This is a genomic window from Arthrobacter sp. AFG20 (assembly GCF_002892795.1).
Lineage (GTDB): Bacteria > Actinomycetota > Actinomycetes > Actinomycetales > Micrococcaceae > Arthrobacter.
The window spans coordinates 16,565-34,435 of record NZ_PJMC01000019.1 but is presented as its reverse complement, the minus strand read 5'-3'; the positions used below and the strand labels follow the sequence as shown (position 1 = coordinate 34,435).

The following is a 17,871-nucleotide window of genomic DNA, read 5'->3' as shown; positions in this document are numbered from 1 at the left end:
AGAGGTCATCCATGAAGTACCTGGTCCATATGGACGTCAAACTGCCCGCCGGCATGCCTGCCGAAGAAGCCGCCGGAATCAAGGCAACGGAGAAGGCTTACTCCCAGGAACTGCAGCGCTCAGGCAAGTGGCCCGAGATCTGGCGCGTGGTGGGGGAATACGCCAATTACTCCATTTTCGACGTCGAATCGAACGACGAGCTGCACGGGATCCTGCAGGACCTTCCCTTGTTCCCGTACATGGACATCACCGTGGTTCCGCTGGCCAAGCACCCCTCAGACGTGAAGTAGCCGCCACAGTCCCCGGGTCATTCCTTGACCCGGAACGCGGCCGCGAGTTCGCTGCGTGACCGGATTCCCATTTTCCGGTACAGCCGCGTGAGGTGGTACTGCACCGTCTTTTCGGCCAGGAACAGGGCCCGGGCTGCCTCCTTGTTGGTTGCCCCCGCAGCCACCAGTTCGGCCACGGCCTGTTCCTGGGCCGTGAGCTGTTGATGGTGGCTGCCCACCGAAGAGAGCACCGGATCAGCCGGGTCCGGCAGGTTTCCGACGTCCAGGCCTGTCGCCTTCAGCTCGCGGTCGCACCGTTCCACATACGTGGCTGCGCCGAGGGTGTCATACAGGTCGCGGGCCGCGCGCAGCACCGATGAGGCCAGGCGCCGCTTTCCGGCCCGGCGCATGCTTTGCCCGAACGCGAAACTTATCCGCGCCCGCAGGTAAGGGCGGTTGAGCCCGCGGAGGTGTCCCAGCGCCGCCTCGAAGTGTTCCCTTGCCGTGTCCGGGTCCCCCTGCGCGGCCAGCAGCCGCCCCCGGGCCCATGCCATGCGGGCCAGGTCGGAGGGGACTTCCCGCTCGCGGTGCACTCCTTCGAAAGCGGTGAGGAACGTCTCTGCGGCGTCGAGCTTGTCGGTCATGACCAGCGCGTTGACGTAGGTGTCCTGCCACGGCCAGAAGGACACCCGTTGATCGGTCCAGGGGTCCAGCTCAGTCAGCGGTTGCAGGGCGGCCAGGGCACTTTCGTAGTCCGCCCGCGCCTCGTGGAAGCGGGCGCGGGCCAGGCTGGCCGGGACCTGCATGGCCCGGTAGGTTCCCGGCTGCACCGCGGCCTGCGAGACGTAGTAGCGTGCCCGGTCCCAGTCGCCCCGCATGGACCACAGCTCGGCTGCCGTCCAGTACAGCAGCGGCCGGATCAGCGGCATCCGCGAGGTCTCCAGCCGGACGCTTGCCCGGGAGATGGTGGCGGCGGCTGCATCCCAGTTGCCCAGCACGAGGTGGGTGCGGGCCAGCCAGGCCTCGGCCCACAGGGAGATCCGCAGGGACCCGCCGCGGTACTCGGTGGGGGCGGCCGACTCGAAGTTCACCAGCGCGGATTCGGCGTTGTCCAGGCGAAGGGCCAGCCAGCCGGCGCCCATCTGCACCCGCTGCTTCTGGGCGTTCTCGGCTGCCTGGGCAAAGGCCCGCTGGTAGGAGGCCTCGGCCTCCGATATCCGGCCCTGGGCATAGAGGCCGAGGCCGTAGATGGCTTCCGACTCGATGTGCGCGGGTGTTCCGGGCTCCGTGAGCGCCATGGCACGTTCGGCCCAGCCGGTAATCATCGGACCGTCCCAGGAGGCCACCCCGTGGAGGACGAACCGCTGGGCCACCTGTGCTGCCGCGGCGGGTTCATGCTGCGGGTTGCTGGTCCGCCAGGCCATCTCCAGCTGGCTTTCGGCGCTGTCATTCTGGCCGGACACGGTGGACAGATACCCCAGCACCGAGGAGCGCAGGGGCGACGGCGGCAGGGCATCCACCGCCCCGGCCCAGGCCTGCGCCTGGGCCACATTGCCGGAGCCGACCAGGGCGTCGACGGCTTTCAGGAGCCGGAGGTTGCGGGTGCGGATATCAGGGGACAGCCGCGAGGCGGAGAACAGCGCGGTGGAGGCATCCTGCCACGCTCCAACCGTGGCCTGGCGCAGGGCGAATTCTTCCAGTTCCGCGGCCAGGGTTTCGTCTGCGGCCGGGGTGGCGGCAGCGCGGTGGCCCAGTTGTTCGCCCTCGGACTGGACAGCCTCGGCGGCCTTTCGGTGCAGGGCAATGCGCCGGCTGGGGACGATCTGTTCGTAGACGGCTTCCGCGGTGCCGGGCTCCAGGAAGACGACGGCGGAGCGCGACTGGTCCACGGACAGTCCGAGCAGCCCGGCACGGTGCCCCTCATCGAGGGCCGGCATGACGGATTCCAGGCCGCCCACCCTGGCCACCTCAGCCAGGCCCGCGCCGTTGCCGAGCACCGATGCGGCCTCAGCGGCGGCGACCAGGGCCGGGGATGCGCCGGCCAGGACGCTGCGAACCCTGGCGCGCACCCGGGACGTGGGCGGCAATGAGGGAAACCACGACTGCCAGGTCTCCGGGGGCAGCTCACGGAGCAGCTCCACGATCGGCTGGGCAATCCCGCCGGTGTGCGTCACCAGCCCATGGGCCGCCGTCGCGTTGAGGTCCAGGCCGAACAGGCTCCGTGCCACGTCCTGGACCTGCTGCGGCGAAAGGGGCTCCAACGGAATGCGGGCCACCTGGTGGCCGGTGAGGAAGTCGAGCACCCCAGCGGGGACACGCGGCGCATCAACGGGGTTGAGCGTCAGCAGGAACAGGACCCGCTTGTCGTGCAGCCTGCGCATGACAAAAGTGAGGATGCGCAGGCTCTCCTCGTCGAGTTTGTGGACGTCGTCGACGGCGACCACCACGCTGCCGTGCGTCTGCAGGCCTTCGAGATGGGTACTGAGGGTGGCGGCGTAGTTGACTACCTGGTCGGGGGTCAGGAAGGCGACGGGCCTCGGCGGCAGGGCCGGGCCGCCGTCGTAATCCTTTGCCGTACGGAGCGGCAGGGTACGCATGAGCTGGGAGTAGCCAGCCAGGGCAAACTGCGCCTCCCAGTCGTCCCCCATGGCCGACAGGACGCGGACGCCACGGGCCGCCGTCCGGCAGTGGTCAAGGAAGAGTTCCAGGAGCGCGGTTTTGCCGGACCCGGAGGGCCCGGACAGGACAACGGTTCCCACCTTGCCCTTGCGGACGGTCCGGAGGATTTCCAGGAGCTGCTCAAACGCCGCGGCCCGGCCCGCCAGCGGGAAATCCTCCGCCATTTCGCCCTGGGTGGAGCCCGCTGTCATGGCCGCAATCCTACCGGAGCGGCCTGGGCGCCCCTGGTGGCGCCCGTCCACACCGGCCCTACCCCAGGTCGCCGCCGGCCACCGGGAGGATGCTGCCGGTCAGGTAGGACGCCTCGTCCGAGGCAAGGAACACGATGGGCGCCGCCTGCTCGTCCAGGGTGCCGTAGCGCTTCATGAACGAGGAATCCACCGTCTGGTCAATGATGGTTTGGTACCAGTCCTTCTCAGTGGCGGATTCGGCGTCGGGCCCGCGCTTGACCTTGCGCGCCGGGGCTTCCGTGCCACCCGGGGCGGTGGCCACCACGCGGATGCCGTGCCCCGCCACCTCCATGGCCAGCGACTGGGTCAGGGCGTTCACGCCACCTTTCGCCGCGGCATAGGGCACCCGGTGCATTCCCCTGGTGGCTACCGAGGAGACATTCACGATCGTGCCGGAGCCTTGCTCCATCATGGCCGGCAGGACTGCCCGGCAGGTCCAGAGCGTGGGAAAGAGCGAGCGGCGGATTTCCTTCTCGATCTTGTCCTCGTCGTACTCCTGGTACGGGCGCGCCCAGATGGTGCCGCCCACGTTGTTGACCAGGACGTCCACGCGCCCGTGGGCCGCTAGCGCGGCCTTGATGGCCTGGGTGGCGCCGGCAAAGGTCTCGAGGTCTGCGGTGACCGACGTGGCCGACCCGCCCGAACCCGAGGCCTTGGCGGCCTCGTCGATGCCGCCGGAAACATCGTGGACCAGGTCCGCGCGGTCCACCAGGACCACGGCGCCGCCTTCGGCCCCGATGCGCTCGGCCACCTTCTGGCCGATTCCCTGGGCGGCACCGGTGACGACGGCGACCTTGCCGGCGAACCTGCCCGGGGTCACGTATTGTCCGGTGTACGGCGCAGCCATCAGTGTGTGGCCTTGGCGTCGATGGCCCCGACCATTGTCCCCTTGGCATCCTGGGCGTGGGCCATGATGACTTCGCGCAGCCTGGCTTTGTCCCCGCGTTCAAAGGCGTCGACGACGTCAAGGTGGTCCTGTGTGACGCGTTCGAAGATCGGCGTGCCGGTTTCGAAGGCCGCGGCCATCTGGGCGTGGACGTCGAGGCGGCGGTAGGACTCCAGGAGCATCGGGTTATCGCAGATCATGAAGAGGTACTCGTGGAATTCCTCGTTGGTGCGTGCGAACTCCTCGGGATCGGTGATGTTTCCGCCCTGTACCGAGCGGGTGGTGGCTTCGGCCAGGCGGCGGAACTGGTGCAGTTGCTCTTCGCTGAGCCTTCCCAGCAGCAGTTCGCTGACCGCAAGCTCCAGGCCCATGCGGGCATCGAGCTGGGCGAAGCTGTCCTCCTTGCGGAAATCCAGCCGGCCGGTCTCCAGCGAGGAAACGGCCTCGCCGCGGGTCATGGTGTCGCCGTCGGCCTGGATCTTCTCGGCCGGAGCCGGGGCGCCCGTTTCCGCGTCGCCCCCGGTGGTCTCCTTCGGCGCGAAACGTTCGAAGTAGAAGTTGGCGGGCTTGATGCCTTCGGTGTCCAGCCACTTGGAGACGGCATTGACCATGGGCGGCGGCCCACAGAGGTAGATGTCCACGTCGCCGTCGTTGAGGTGCTTCGGTTCGATGATCTGCGTGACGTAGCCGGTGTGCGGGGCGGAGGTGCCGGGCTCGGAGGCGATGTAGTCCCAGGTGAAGCCGGGCAGCTTCGCCTCGTAGGCGCGCAGCCAGTCCAGGCCCACGATGTCCGCTTCGCGGGTGAGCCCGTAAATGAGGTGGACCGGGATGGACGGCGGGTTTTCCGCGAGCTTTTCCAGGATGGACAGGAGCGGGGCCAGCCCGGTGCCGCCGGCCAGGAGCAGCAGGGGCCGCTTGGGCTCACGGAGGAAGAACGAACCGTACGGCCCCGTGAACTCGATGGCGTCGCCTACGGCGGCGCGGTCGCGCAGGTACTCGGACATGGCGCCCTGCGGAGTCACACGGACCATGAAGGACGCGCCCTGGACCTCGGGACCGCTGCTGAAGGAGTAGGAGCGCTCGTCATCCGTGCCGGGAACCTTGAGGTTGACGTACTGGCCGGGGAGAAAGGCCAGCGCATCCCGGTTGTCCACCTCCAGGGTGAAGGACACCGTGGTGTCCGTATGCCGGTTGAGCTCCTTAATGGTGGAGGTGAAGGACGCGGCTGCAGTCTTCGCCGATTCCGACGTGGCCGGGATTTGGATGGTCAGGTCGGACTCCGGAACGGCCTGGCAGGTCAGCAGATAGCCTTTTTCGAGTTCCTCCTCGGTCATGGCGTCGTCGATGTAGTCGCCCGGGTCGAAGGAGCCGGAATCGCAGAACGCCTTGCAGGTGCCGCAGGCGCCGTCGCGGCAGTCCGAAGGGATGTTGATGCGCGCCTTGTAGGCGGCATCCATGACAGTCTCATAGTCGCCGACCTTGATGACTTTGGTGACGCCGTCTTCGAAGCTGAGGGCTACTTTGTGGCCCATGGGGTCCTCCTGACTGGCCGGGCGCGTCGTCGCGGCCCGGGAAAAAGTTGTGGCGTGCCCGGCGGGCACGGGGTGGGAGCCGCCGTGCGGCGCCCGTAGTCCCGGGCGCCGGTTGCGGGCAGGTCAGATCATGTAGACGTCCACCACGTGGTGGATGTAGTCGTTCTTCAGGACCACCTTCTTCTTCAGGATCACCGGCTGCGGACCGGACAGGTCCACCGTGTAGTAGCTGGTGCCGAAGTAGGTGTCCGTCGTGTTGTAGCGGAAGTAGAGGGTGAACCAGTTGAAGCGCACCTCCACCTTGCCGCCGTCGTTCGCCAAAACCTCGACGTCCGTGATGTTGTGGCCCGTACGCGGCTCCGGGAGGGAGGTGGCCGAAGACCTGTCGGTCTTGATCCGGAACACCCGGTCCTCGATGCCACCGCGGTTGTCGTAGTAGATCAGGGAGATCTCGTTCTGGGGATCCTGCGTCAGCTGGTCGTCCACGTCCCACGCCGGCATCCAGAATTCGGAGTCCGGGTGGTAGCACTCCAGCCATTCATCGAACTGGCGGTCGTCCAGCAGCCGGGCTTCCCGGTAAAGGAACGCCCGGACGGTTTCGAGGGTCGCAATGTCCTCCGCAGTCTTTAGGACCGGGGCGGTGTGGGTCAGGTTGGTCATGGGTTCTGCGCTCTCTGTGGTTCCGGCGGGCTCTGTCAGGCGGAGACGGGGACGGATTCCAGCGCGGAACGCTCCTCTTCCTCCGCAAGGGCCCGGTCCATGACTTCCTTCCAGTACCCGTGCTGGATGGGGTAGAGCCCTTCGTCTTCGGTGCGCACGCCGGAGGCGATCACCCGGGTCATGCCCAGTGCCTGAGCCTGCTCGTCCGGGCCGGTGATCTCGTGGGTGGAGCCGCGGGTCATGTCGTTCCACGGGGCGCTGGTGGCCCAGTAGGTCTTGTTGCAGGAGCGGAATTCCTCCAGGTCGTCCGGTGTGGCCATGCCCGTGGCGTTGAAGAAGTCCTCGTACTGGCGGATGCGCTTGGAACGGTTCTCCTGCGACTCCCCCTTGGGGGCGATGCAGTAGATGGTCACCTCTGTCTGGTCAGCGGAAATCGGCCGGAAGTGGCGGATCTGCGAGGAGAACTGGTCCATGATGTAGACGTTCGGGTACAGGCAGAGGTTGCGGGAGATGTTGATCATGAAGTTGGCCCTCTCTTCGCCGTACTTGGCCACAAGCTCGTCGCGGCGGTCCCACAAGGGGCGGTCCTGAGGGTTGGTCCATTCCTGCCACAGCAGCAGGTGCCCGTGGTCGTAGGAGTAGAAGCCGCCTTTGACCTTGCCCCACTTGCCGGCGTCCATGGCCTTGGTCTTGTTGGCGGAGTCTCCGGCGCTGCGGCGGGCAGTTGTGGCCGCGTAGTTCCAGTGCACGGCCGTGACGTGGTAGCCGTCGGCGCCGTTCTCGGCCTGGACCTTCCAGTTGCCGTCGTAGGTGTAGGTGGAGGAACCGCGCAGCACCTCGAGGCCTTCGGGTGACTGGTCGACGATCGAGTCGATGACCTTGGTGGCATCGCCCAGGTGCTCCTCGAGCGGGAGCACGTCAGCCTTCAGCGAGCCGAACAGGAAGCCGCGGTAGGACTCGAAGCGGTCCACCTTGGTGAGGTCGTGCGAGCCTTCCTTGTTGAAGGTCTCGGGGTACCCGGCGTTCCGGGAATCCTTGACCTTCAGCAGCTCACCCGAGTTCTTGAAGGTCCACCCGTGGAACGGGCAGGTGAAGGTGGTGCGGTTGTCCGTCTTGCGGCGGCACAGCATGGCGCCGCGGTGCGAACAGGCATTGACGAGGCAGTTCAGCGTCCCGTCCTTGTCCCGCGTGATCATCACGGGGGTGCGGCCGATGTAGGTGGTGAAGTAGTCACCGACGTTGGGGATCTGCGACTCGTGGGCGAGGTACACCCAGTTGCCTTCGAAGATGTGCTTCATCTCGAGTTCGAAGATCTCCTGGTCAGTGAAGATCTCGCGCTTGGCCCGGATGACACCGTTCTCGCGGTCATCGATCACGGCGTCGGCAAGGACCTCGCGGGCATGGATCAGGTTCTCGGTCATGGCGTGCTCCTTCATTGGAGATTGCTGGACGGATGGGCGGAGGTCCACTCGGGAAGAGGCTTCGGCGGCGGACGTTATCCAGCAATTCTTGCCGCTCGCGACTGGCCTCACATCAGGCAAATACCTAGGTTGGACCAAGGGTGTCTTTATGTATTGATAATGACTCAAAAGACGCCAAGTTGATATTTGTAGCGTCCTTATCTGCGGCCTACGATTGAGACCGAGATCACGCGGTGCGGCGCAGGATAAAACGACTGGCCCCGCAGCCCGCGTCGGGTGCAGGAGCCCTTCCTGTCCCCATTCAATGAAGAAGGTGGACATCGTCATGACCCAAACCCCAACGGACAGCCGCACGGAAAACGAAGGCACCGCCGTCGAAGCAGGCGCCAAGGCAACCGAGCGGTTCGCAGCGTCGGGCAAGCTCTCCAAGGTGGAAGTGTCCAAGGAACGCGTGAGCCTGCTGGCCGGCGCGCTGATCAAGGCCGCCAACGACATCGTCGCCGAGCACCAGGTCACCTACGAGGAGTACAACGCGCTCAAAGCCTGGCTGATCAAGGTTGGGACGGACGGTGAATGGCCGCTGTTCCTCGACGTCTGGCTTGAGCACACCGTTGAGGACGTCAACTCCCAGGACCGGCCCGGCACCGTGGGCACCATTGAGGGCCCCTACTACGTTCCCAATTCCCCGGAACTTCAGACGCCCGCCACCGTTGAAATGCGCGACGGCGAAGAGGGCACCCCGCTTCGCTTCAGCGGCCAGTTCACCGACACCGAAGGCAACCCCATCCAGGGTGCCCAGGTAGAGATCTGGCACGCGGACGCCGCCGGCTTCTACTCCCAGTACGCCCCGGGCCTGCCCGAGTGGCTCTTCCGGGCCACCGTCAAGGCCTCGGACGACGGCCGGTTCGAAATCAACACGATGCGTCCGGCGCCCTACCAGATCCCCACGGACGGGGCCTGCGGGCAGCTGATCAGTGCCGCGGGCTGGCACGCCTGGCGTCCGGCGCACATCCACATCAAGGTGTCCGCACCGGGCTACGAGCCGGTAACCCAGCAACTGTACTTCCCCGGCGACCCCCACAACGCTGACGACATCGCCTCGGCAGTCAAGCCTGAACTGATGCTGGACCCCCGCCCCCGTACCGACGGAAAGGGCGAGGAAGTAGTTTATGACTATGTCCTGGCCAAACAGGGCCAGAAGAAGTAGCACGCAAACTGGGAGATACCCCTGCACGAAGGCGCTCCGGAGCTGATGCTTCGGAGCGCCTCCGGTTTTTCCGCGCCAGCCAGGAGTTCCGATGAGCCATCCCCGTCCCGACCTGCCCGCCACGTCCGTCGGATCAGCCGCGCTGGCGCCGGAGCCGGAACCCTTACTGGAACGCCCGGGGGTCCGGCCCGCAGGGCCGCGCCGGATTCTTCGCGACCTGGGCCTGTCCTATGTCTCCAACGGGGCCATCGGGCTCATTTTCGCGGCGTCCGGACCCATCGCCGTCACCCTGGCCGTCGGTACGGCGGGCGGCCTGACCCAGGGCCAGCTGTCGTCCTGGGTTTTTGGCATTCTCTTTTCCGGCGGGGCGGCCACGCTGCTGATGTCACTCATTTACCGGCAGCCCCTGGGCTTCGCCTGGTCCATCCCCGGCACGGTTCTCCTGGGACCTTCCCTGCAGCACCTGACCTTCCCCGAAGTCGTCGGGGCCTTCTTCACCTCCGGCGTGCTGATCCTCGCCCTGGGCGCCACCGGGCTCGTGCGCAAAGCCATGGCGCTGGCGCCCATGCCGATCGTGATGGCCATGGTGGCCGCGGTGTTCCTGAAGTTCGGCACGGACATCGTCGCCTCCACCCAGGACAACCCGGCCGTGGCTGCCCCGATGGTGGCCGCGTTCCTCGTGCTTACTGCCGTTCCCATGCTCGGCAGGTATCTGCCGCCGGTCCTGGGCACGCTGGTGGCAGGCTGCATCGCCGTGGCTGCCAGCGGCCAGTTCAACCTTTCACACGGCGGACCGCTTCTGGCCACCCCGGTTTTCACCGCGCCTGAATTCACGTGGGCTGCCCAGCTCGAGCTGGTGGTTCCCCTGGCCCTCACCGTGCTGTTCGTTCAAAACGGCCAAGGCATCGCCGTACTCCGCGCCGCCGGCCACCATCCGCCGGTGAATGCCTTCGCCATTGCGTCCGGCACCTTCTCGGTACTGAACGCAGGGTTCGGGGCCGTTTCGGCCTGCGTCACAGGTCCCACCAACGCCCTGTTGACGTCGTCGGGGAAGCTCCAGCGCCAATACACGGCCGCCGTGGCGTACGGCCTGCTGGCCCTGGTGTTCGCAGCGTTTGCCCCCACCCTGACCCGGCTGATGCTGGCCGCGCCCAAGGAGTTCGTCCTGGCGCTGGGTGGCATCGCGATGCTGCGGGCCCTCCAGCAAGCCTTCGTCACGGCCTTCGCAACCAGCTTCACCCTGGGCTCGCTGGTGACGTTCGTGGTGACCATCTCCGGCATGAACCTCTTCAACATCCATGCAGCCTTCTGGGGCCTGGTGATTGGCTACGGGGTGTCCAGGCTTCTTGAGCAGAGGGACCATTTGGGTCTCTAAGTCGGCCAACCTGCAGCGTCGTCCGCGTACAGGCTTATCCCGGCTTACGTGACCGTGGATCCATCAACTCCTCCTCTCACAGGTCCTGAGTGCGGGACAGCTGGAGTATCGCGGCAAACCCCGGCTATTGATGATGCCGAGGCAATCACCCAGTTCAGTCAACGCGACTTTACGCCGCCAGCCGCGACGCGGTGATCGAAAAGCCCCGCAGGTTCGGCTCCAAAACCGTTCGGGCCGCGGTGGCTGCCCGTAAGCCCTGGATCCGGGCGGCAAGTATCCGTGAACAGAGAGCTATGGAGTCTCGGCGTTAGGTGGCGGCGTTTTGTGTCGCTTCGTGTCGCTAGTTCCGATGACCAACACGCTTGCTGCTGCTTTCACGACATCATCGGCGATGGTTCCGAGCTGGTTGGTTTTGAGGACGCGGACGATCTGCGGGACAAGCCGTTCGAGGATCCGGATGTGGCCTCCAAAACAGAGAGAGGCTCTCCCCGGCCCGAGGGCGCGGCATCGATGCGAGAAGCCGAGACGCGATCGCAGAACCCCGCCACTTACCGGCAATATTCACAACAGAGAGCGCCCGGTCGCGCCGTTCCGCGGGACATCCCCCAACGAACAGGGCAACCCGCCCGCAGGCATCGAGGCCGACCAGTTTGGGCACACCCCAACCTGACGCCCAACACCTTGGCCGAGCCTTTGCTCAGCATCTTTTCGCAAAGGGTTCACGGTGTTTCGTTCTGATGTTCGAGGTTTTTCGTGACCTCATAGTGGAAGCCGTCCCTGTCTTCTATTGCCCAGGCCTCGTAGAACTCAGCCTTTTCGAAGAGTCTGCGGTTCTGTGAAGGTGCTGTGACCCCAAGGATTTTCCCGTCATCGGTCACTGCATCTACATAGCCGGCGCAGATGTAGCTACCTTGTTGCTGGATCTCGACGCTGGCGCCCGAGAGGATGGTCCAGTCTTTGATGCGTCTCATGTCCAGAGTTCTGTCGTCCTGTTCGTTGTTAAGGTCTGCAAGGGGCCACACTGAGCATGCCCCCGGGAATTCCGGGGGCATACTCAGCAGGGCGGGAAGTTACGCCTCGTTGTACGAGGGTGCTGATCTCGTCAGTGTGCGTACCCGGCGGCTGCTTCGGTGAGTGACTTACCCTTTGTCTCCGGTGCGAGCCATTGGGAGAGGCCTGCCCCGACGAAGGCGACACCGGCGGCAATGAGCATGGTGGGACCGGGGCCGAGGTTTTCCATCGATATCGGCAGCAGGAAGGTTCCGATGCCGGCTCCCACCCGGCTGACGGCAGCTGCGAATCCTGTTCCGATTCCCCGGATCTCCGTTGGGAGGACCTCACCCGGGTAGACGTTCGTCAATGTGTTGTAGCCGGCGTTGAAGAACGAGAAGACCAGGAACAGGATCAGCACGATGACGGCGGGGGCACCGGACCATAGCCCGATGACTGCGAGAACTACGGCGCACAGCCACTGCGGGGGAACGGTCAGAGCGCGCCGTCCGATCTTTTCGATCAGCAGGAACGTGACAATGACACCTGCCAGGGCGATCGCGGAAAGCCCGACTCCCCCGGCAAGCCCGCCGGCGAGCCCGTACTGGTCCAACACGCTGTCGGCGAAGGTGGCGATGGCGAAGTAGGGTGTCACGGCGCAGAACCAGAAGCCGGAGATGAAGAGCGTGGAGCGCCAGTACTCTTTGGAGAACAGCATCCCGAAGCTGCCTTTACGGACGTCCTCGTGCTGGACGTCGTCGAGCGCGTCATCGGGCATGTACTTCGCGGCGAGGGCGCGTGCCTCGTCCTTCCGGCCCACGCTCCATAGCCACCGCGGGGACTCGGGCATGCCGAGCCGGGCGAGGAAGATGGCCACTGCGATGAACGTGCTGGTGCCCAGGATGAAGTTCCAGCCCAAATCGGTGTATTCAACCAGCAGGTGGCCTGTCAGGAATGCGATCATGAAGCCGCCGTACCAGGCGATGCCCATGGCGGCCATCAGCCGGCCCCGCAGGTGGGTGGGTGAGAACTCGGCCATCAGGGGCCAGCCGACCGCGTACTCGGTGCCGATCGCGATGCCCATCAGCAGCCGCACCACGACCAGCCACACCGGAGAGTCGATGAAGAACTGCATTCCCGACGCGATGGCGAACAGCCCGATGTCAAACATGAAAATGGGTTTGCGGCCGAACTTGTCCGATGCCCAGCCGCCGATAGGTGAGCCGATGAGGATACCGATCAGTGCGGCTGCGGCGATGAGACCCTGCCAAAAGGCGGTGAGTTGCAGGTCCTCCCCCATGATCCCTGACACGGGTCCGATGATGCCGAGGACGTAGCCGTCCAGGACCATGCCGCCGATCAGGACGGTGACCATCCTGATCAGGAAGCGGCGCTTGCCGGCCGCTGAGGTAACGCTCGGATGATCGGCCGAGTTCTTCGTGGATGACATGGTCGCTCCTGGTCTAGCCTCGGTTGTACATAACGTGCTTGGTGCGGGAGAAGTCGTCCAGGGCGTAGCTGGAGAGGTCGCGGCCGTAGCCGGAACCCTTGAAGCCGCCCCACGGCATTTCGGTGGCGATGACCAGGTGCGAGTTGACCCAGACCGTACCGAAGTCCAGCTTCCGCGGAACAGTCAGCGAGCGGGCGGAATCCCTGGTCCACACCGACGCGGCCAGGCCGTAGATCGTCTCGTTGGCGCGGGTGACGGCTTCCTCGTCGGTGCTGAACGTTTCCACCGACACCACGGGCCCGAAGATCTCGTTGCTGGTGATCGCGGCACCGGCCGGGACGTTGGTGACCACGGTGGGCTCGATGAAGTAGCCCGGCCCTTCGATGGCGCGGCCGCCGACCGCGATGGTCAGCCCGTCCTTCCGGACGTCGTCGAGTGCTGCGAGGACCCGCTCGTAGTGGGCTTTGGAAATCATCGAGCCGATTTCGGCGTCGCCGGCGCCGGGGGTGCCGACGGTGATCTCGCTGATCTCCCGGACCAGCAGCTCGGTGAACTTCTCGGCCACCGATTCGTGGACCAGGACGCGGCACGCCGCGCCGCACTCCTGACCGCCGTTCCAGAACCCGGCACTGCGGACGCCCTTGGCAGCGGCCTCAAGGTCGGCGTCGGCAAAGACGACGACGGGTGCCTTGCCACCCAGCTCAAGGTGCACGCGTTTGACGGAACCGGAGGCTGCGGCGGCCACCTTCTGGCCGCTGCTCACGCTGCCCGTGATGGCCACGAGGTCCACATCGGGGTGCTCGGAGAGTCGGTTGCCCACCACGCGGCCGGGACCGGTCACAATGTTGAGCACGCCGGCGGGGACCTCGCCGGTAATGAGTTCGGCCAGCTTGAGGGTGGTCAGCGGTGTCTGCTCGGAGGGTTTGAGAACGAGCGTGTTGCCTGCGCCCAGGACCGGGGCGATCTTCCACGCGGCCATCAGCAGCGGGTAGTTCCACGGTGTGATGACGCCGACGACGCCGACCGGCTCGCGGTGGATTACCGAGGTGTGGTTCTCGGCGTAGTCGTCGGCGCCGAGCGTGCTGTAGGCACGGGCTGCGCCGGCGGAGAACCGGAAGGTGTCGACGGCGCTGGAGATGTCGTCTTCCGCCACCGCAGCGGGCTTGCCGGTGTTCGCTGCTTCGAGGGTTTCGAACAGCTCCCGGTTGGCCTCGATGATGTCCGCGATCTTCAGCAGGACAGCGGCGCGGTCCCGCGGCGTCGTTGCCGCCCACGCGTCCTTCGCCGCCACGGCAGCGGCGACGGCGGCATCCACATCCTCAACCGTGCCGGCAGGGACCTTTGTCAGCACCTCCTCCGTGGCCGGGTTGACGATATCCACTGTTTCGGAGGAACTGGAGGGCACGAACGCCCCGCCGATGAACTGGCCGAAAGGAGGCAGGGAGGGGGACAGCTGCGAGTCCGCCCGGCGGACGGTGAACAGTGCTGTTTCTGTTGTCATGGTCTTATCCCACGTTCTGGTAGAGGGCGGAGACGGCCTGCTGGACACGGGCCAGGTCGTCGGCGTTCAGGTCGGCGGTGGGGCGGCGCGGGGAGCCGGCGGGAAGTCCCTGCTGGGTGAGGCCCGCTTTGACGGCCGGGATGAACGGCACGGAGAGGAGGGCGTCGATGACCGGGTACACCTTCTTCCACAGCTCCAGCGCCCCCGCCAGGTCGCCTTCGGCGATCCGCCGGCTCACGGCAACGATTTCATCGGGAACCACGTTGGCGGTGCCAGCCATAACGCCGGCTGCGCCTTCGACCAGGGCGCTGTAGAGGTAGACATCCCAGCCAATGAAGGTAGCGATGACATCGCTGTGGTGGTGGATCAGCTGCAGGGCTTGTTCCCAGTTGGCGCTGGAGTCCTTGATGTAGCGGATGTTGTCCACTTCTTCAGCCAGTGCCCGGACGGTGGCCGGGTCCAGGTTGACGCCGGTGACCGCAGGGATGTTGTAGAGCATCACCGGGATCTTGACGGACCGGGCGACGTCTTTGATGTAGGTGACTGTTTCCTCGAGGGACAGCGGTTCGTAGTACGGGGTGATGAGCATGAGCACGTCGGCGCCCAGCTTCTCGGCAGCCTGGGACAGTCGGATGGCCTCAGCGGTGGAGGTGGCGCCAGAGTTTGCGATGACCGGCACGCGCCCGTTCGCCTGTTTGACGACGGTCTCGATGAGGAGCAGCCGCTCTTCGGAGGACAGTGCGCCCACCTCGCCGGTAGATCCTGCGGCCACGACGCCGTCAACACCAGCGTCGATGGAGCGGTCAACGATCTTCCGCAGGGTTTCGACGTCGATGGTTTCGTCCTGGTTGAAAGGCGTGGACAGGGCGGTGAGGACGCCGCGGAGGTTGTTGGTCATGATGGTTCCTTACTTAAGTTCGGGGGATGTGATCAGGGATGGATGGTCAGGCGACGACGGACAGGCCGGAAAGCGGCCGGGCCTGGCGGTGGGTGGCCAGCACGCTGGCAGCCTCCTGGGCTGCGGAGAACCCGGTGGTGATGGAGCTTTCGGTGTACAGGGTTCCCAGGTAGTCGCCGGCCAGGAAGACGCGGTCCGCACCCCTCATCAGGGTGGACTGAATCTTGGCCCGGCCCGGGAAGCAGTAAGGGGAAGCGTTCTTCCACCGGTCCACCTTGGCTTCCACCACGCTGTCGGCGAAGCCGTGGCCAAGGACCTGGTCGAGGTCAGCGAGGTGGGTCTTGATGACTTCCTCCTCGCTCTTCTCCAGCAGGGCCTTGCCCAGGCTCGCCGGGGAGAACGTCATGAAACTGCCGCCCGGCTTGCGGACGGACTCGGTGCCGCGGACGATGCTCGCCTGGTTCAGGGCGATCGCGAACGAGCGCTTCGGCGCGGCAATCGCGTAGATGTCATCCCAGGGCCGGGCTGTGGTCTCATTGGTCAGGAACGCGGTGCTGACGTGCGGGCCGTACTTGATCTGGCTGAGTGCCCTGCGCAGGTCCTCGGGAAGGTCCACGCCGATCTTGTGCGACACATCGGCGGTGGTGGCGAGAACCACCGTGCGGGCCTCAACCTCGCGGTCGACGCCGTCCTGGCGGTACCGGACCACGACGGAATCCTTCTTATGGACTACTTCGTGGACGACGGCGCCGAGCTGGACGCGGTCCCCCATGGCAGCCGCGATCGATTCGGTCAGCGTGGACGGGCCGCCCACGATGCCCTGGCTAAGGCCCTGGCCAAACCCGAGGACCAGGCTGAAGTAGCCGATGCCGGCCCCGGCCGAGATCTCGTCCATGTCACCGGCAGAGCGGGTGACGGTGGTCTTGAACAGGGCAGCGGCGTCCTCGGACAGGTTGCCGATGAAGTCCTGGAAAGAGGTGCTGTTCTCAAAGTCGTAAATGCGCTGCTGCCGCATGGCACCGGATTCGCCCGCGCGCTTCCGCACCACGCCGGTGTACTTCGCCACTCCACTGACCACCTTGAGGCCGGCACGCAGGGTGTCCACCCGGGAGGAAAGGGACATCGGGATGCGGAACGGGTAGGTGGCAATGTGCCCCTTCTTGATGAACTTCCCGTTCATCGACAGGCCCTGCAGCGACCCAGGGATCTGGACCGCCATCACGCCGACCTCATTGAGCAGCGCATCGGTGGAGGATCCGGCGCCGGCGAAGACGTGTCCGCCCCAGTTCAGCCAGTAGTCACCCCTGCGTTCGGAGCGGATGCGTCCGCCCACCCGGTCTCCAGATTCCAGGACTACCGTGTCCCAGTGCCGGAGCCGCCAGGCTGCCGAGAGTCCGGCAAGTCCGCCTCCGACGATGACTGCGTCTTTCATGATTCCCATTCCTTGCTGTTGATTCTTTTGCGTGACCGCCGCTGGCAGCGGCTCCTGGCACCACGGCAGCTAACTCGTAGGGCTTGGCGTGGGAGGACGCCACCCTTGGCGTCCACACCAGCTTGTGGTGCGCTTCCATCCCCTCCGTGGGACTTCAAGGCGGTGCGTTGTGTGACTCAAACCACCATAAGATGTGATCACAGATCACACAAGGCTTGGCGGAAGATTTTTTGAACATGACCGGCGGCTGATGCAGTCGCCGGGAGGAGGACTGCCCGGCAGGGTCGTATATTTGATCTGTGGTCATATCCCAGCGCGCCGAGCCCACCCTTCTGACCGATCAGGTCTACGCGATGATTCATGCAGCGATCCTGAGTGGGGACCTGCCGGCCGGGTCGCGGCTAAAGGTGCGTGACCTCGCTGAGCAGGTGGGAACCAGCGTGATGCCCGTCCGCGAGGCGATCCGGCGCCTGGAGGAGACCGGGTTGGCCGAACGCCAACCGCACAAGGGGGCAGTGGTCAAGAGCCTGACCCTCGAAGAACTCATCCACGTCTACGACGTCCGCCGGCTCCTGGAAACCGAGGCCGCACGCTTGGGCACTGAGAAGGTCACCGACGAAGACTGCGACAGGATGCAGTCCGAATACGACCTGATGCGGAAGGCGATTGACGAACGCCGGGTGATCGACCTGCTTGATCATGACGAGGCCATGCTGTCGATCCTCTACGAAGCCGCGGGAAACCCGGTGCTGCTCCAGATGATTCGGGCGCTGTGGCAGCAATGCCGGGCGTACAAGATCGTTGGCGCCCAAGGTTCCCTGGACACTGGAAAAGACGACTCCCTGTGGCGCCACCAGCAGGACCTGGTGGCCGCCGCCCGGAACGCGGACCCTGCAGCCGCCGCAGCGGTCAACGAGGCCTCCCTCCTGGACGCCAGCGAGAGGATCAAGACACGGCTGGCAGAACAAGGCGCACCATAGCTCAGCATGTAGTTCCGATTTTTTGCTGGAGGAGCAGCGCAAAGCATCGCTCGTCTGCCCAAAAACGCGTCTTTCGTGCTCAAAAGACCTTTCCATGGAGTCCATCGAGAGGACCTTCCTGCTGAACCTCGGCCGCCGGGACGAACACGTCGCCCTGATCACGGAGACGGGCAAGGTGGTGGCGTCCAACAGTGCACGGTTCGCCCCCGGCACGCACTCCATGGGACGACGCAGCGGCCCCGGCACGGCTAGCGTGCCGGTGGCTCACCTCGCCACTTCCCCGTGGCACCTCGTCGCCGACTAACTCTCGGCTCAATCACCGCCGGAGAGTCGCTGCGATAAAGGACCCGGCTGCGTTCAG

Annotated in this window: 15 protein-coding genes; 5 read left to right on the top strand and 10 right to left on the bottom strand. The window is 65.5% G+C overall.

Going from position 1 to position 17,871, the window contains the following annotated elements; all coding sequences use genetic code 11:
- The first annotated feature begins 11 nt into the window (after nucleotides 1-11).
- Nucleotides 12-290 (top strand): muconolactone Delta-isomerase, encoded by a 279-nt coding sequence (gene catC / locus CXZ05_RS18750; RefSeq protein WP_102974029.1) that lies wholly within the window; start codon nucleotides 12-14, stop codon nucleotides 288-290.
- Nucleotides 291-307: 17 nt separating this feature from the next.
- Here the strand turns inward: catC and CXZ05_RS18745 are convergent, their stop codons facing one another.
- The 5 genes from CXZ05_RS18745 to benA all read right to left on the bottom strand — a co-directional run bounded on the left by CXZ05_RS18745 (nucleotide 308) and on the right by benA (nucleotide 7,677).
- Nucleotides 308-3,139 carry an AAA family ATPase gene (locus tag CXZ05_RS18745; protein ID WP_102974028.1) on the bottom strand — a complete coding sequence of 944 codons (2,832 nt, stop codon included), beginning with the start codon at nucleotides 3,137-3,139 and terminating at the stop codon, nucleotides 308-310.
- Nucleotides 3,140-3,197: 58 nt separating this feature from the next.
- Nucleotides 3,198-4,025 (bottom strand): 1,6-dihydroxycyclohexa-2,4-diene-1-carboxylate dehydrogenase, encoded by an 828-nt coding sequence (locus CXZ05_RS18740; RefSeq protein ID WP_102974027.1) that lies wholly within the window; start codon nucleotides 4,023-4,025, stop codon nucleotides 3,198-3,200.
- On the bottom strand, nucleotides 4,025-5,596 hold the full coding sequence (gene benC, locus CXZ05_RS18735) for a benzoate 1,2-dioxygenase electron transfer component BenC (RefSeq protein WP_102974026.1): 1,572 nt from the start codon (nucleotides 5,594-5,596) through the stop codon (nucleotides 4,025-4,027). The genes CXZ05_RS18740 and benC overlap by 1 nt, the downstream gene beginning before the upstream one ends.
- Nucleotides 5,597-5,719: 123 nt before the next feature.
- The gene (benB, locus tag CXZ05_RS18730; RefSeq protein ID WP_102974025.1) at nucleotides 5,720-6,256 is read right to left on the bottom strand and encodes a benzoate 1,2-dioxygenase small subunit; all 537 of its coding nucleotides are present in this window, start codon (nucleotides 6,254-6,256) and stop codon (nucleotides 5,720-5,722) included.
- 35 nt (nucleotides 6,257-6,291) lie between these two features.
- Nucleotides 6,292-7,677 carry a benzoate 1,2-dioxygenase large subunit gene (gene benA, locus CXZ05_RS18725; RefSeq protein WP_102974024.1) on the bottom strand — a complete coding sequence of 462 codons (1,386 nt, stop codon included), beginning with the start codon at nucleotides 7,675-7,677 and terminating at the stop codon, nucleotides 6,292-6,294.
- Nucleotides 7,678-8,002: 325 nt separating this feature from the next.
- Here benA and catA point away from each other — a divergent pair, with 325 nt between their 5' ends.
- Nucleotides 8,003-8,884: a catechol 1,2-dioxygenase gene (catA, locus tag CXZ05_RS18720; protein WP_180987456.1), complete on the top strand. Its 882-nt coding sequence runs from the start codon at nucleotides 8,003-8,005 to the stop codon at nucleotides 8,882-8,884.
- Nucleotides 8,885-8,975: 91 nt separating this feature from the next.
- On the top strand, nucleotides 8,976-10,259 hold the full coding sequence (locus CXZ05_RS18715) for a benzoate/H(+) symporter BenE family transporter (RefSeq protein ID WP_102974023.1): 1,284 nt from the start codon (nucleotides 8,976-8,978) through the stop codon (nucleotides 10,257-10,259).
- A gap of 719 nt (nucleotides 10,260-10,978) precedes the next feature.
- On the opposite strand, the gene CXZ05_RS18705 is transcribed toward CXZ05_RS18715, so the two are convergent.
- The 5 genes from CXZ05_RS18705 to CXZ05_RS18685 all read right to left on the bottom strand — a co-directional run bounded on the left by CXZ05_RS18705 (nucleotide 10,979) and on the right by CXZ05_RS18685 (nucleotide 16,530).
- On the bottom strand, nucleotides 10,979-11,230 hold the full coding sequence (locus CXZ05_RS18705) for a hypothetical protein (RefSeq protein ID WP_146033117.1): 252 nt from the start codon (nucleotides 11,228-11,230) through the stop codon (nucleotides 10,979-10,981).
- 131 nt (nucleotides 11,231-11,361) lie between these two features.
- Nucleotides 11,362-12,699, bottom strand: a complete 1,338-nt coding sequence (locus tag CXZ05_RS18700) for an MFS transporter (protein WP_102974021.1) — start codon at nucleotides 12,697-12,699, stop codon at nucleotides 11,362-11,364.
- Between the two features lie 13 nt (nucleotides 12,700-12,712).
- Nucleotides 12,713-14,200: an aldehyde dehydrogenase family protein gene (locus tag CXZ05_RS18695; protein WP_180987455.1), complete on the bottom strand. Its 1,488-nt coding sequence runs from the start codon at nucleotides 14,198-14,200 to the stop codon at nucleotides 12,713-12,715.
- Between the two features lie 4 nt (nucleotides 14,201-14,204).
- A complete protein-coding gene (gene dapA / locus CXZ05_RS18690; RefSeq protein ID WP_102974020.1) occupies nucleotides 14,205-15,098 on the bottom strand; it encodes a 4-hydroxy-tetrahydrodipicolinate synthase in 894 nt (297 codons plus the stop codon).
- A gap of 46 nt (nucleotides 15,099-15,144) precedes the next feature.
- The gene (locus CXZ05_RS18685; RefSeq protein WP_102974019.1) at nucleotides 15,145-16,530 is read right to left on the bottom strand and encodes an NAD(P)/FAD-dependent oxidoreductase; all 1,386 of its coding nucleotides are present in this window, start codon (nucleotides 16,528-16,530) and stop codon (nucleotides 15,145-15,147) included.
- Between the two features lie 299 nt (nucleotides 16,531-16,829).
- Here CXZ05_RS18685 and CXZ05_RS18680 point away from each other — a divergent pair, with 299 nt between their 5' ends.
- The gene (locus CXZ05_RS18680) at nucleotides 16,830-17,510 is read left to right on the top strand and encodes a GntR family transcriptional regulator (protein WP_219726564.1); all 681 of its coding nucleotides are present in this window, start codon (nucleotides 16,830-16,832) and stop codon (nucleotides 17,508-17,510) included.
- A 94-nt stretch (nucleotides 17,511-17,604) separates the two neighbouring features.
- The gene (locus CXZ05_RS18675; protein ID WP_102974018.1) at nucleotides 17,605-17,814 is read left to right on the top strand and encodes a hypothetical protein; all 210 of its coding nucleotides are present in this window, start codon (nucleotides 17,605-17,607) and stop codon (nucleotides 17,812-17,814) included.
- The last annotated feature ends 57 nt before the right edge of the window (nucleotides 17,815-17,871 follow it).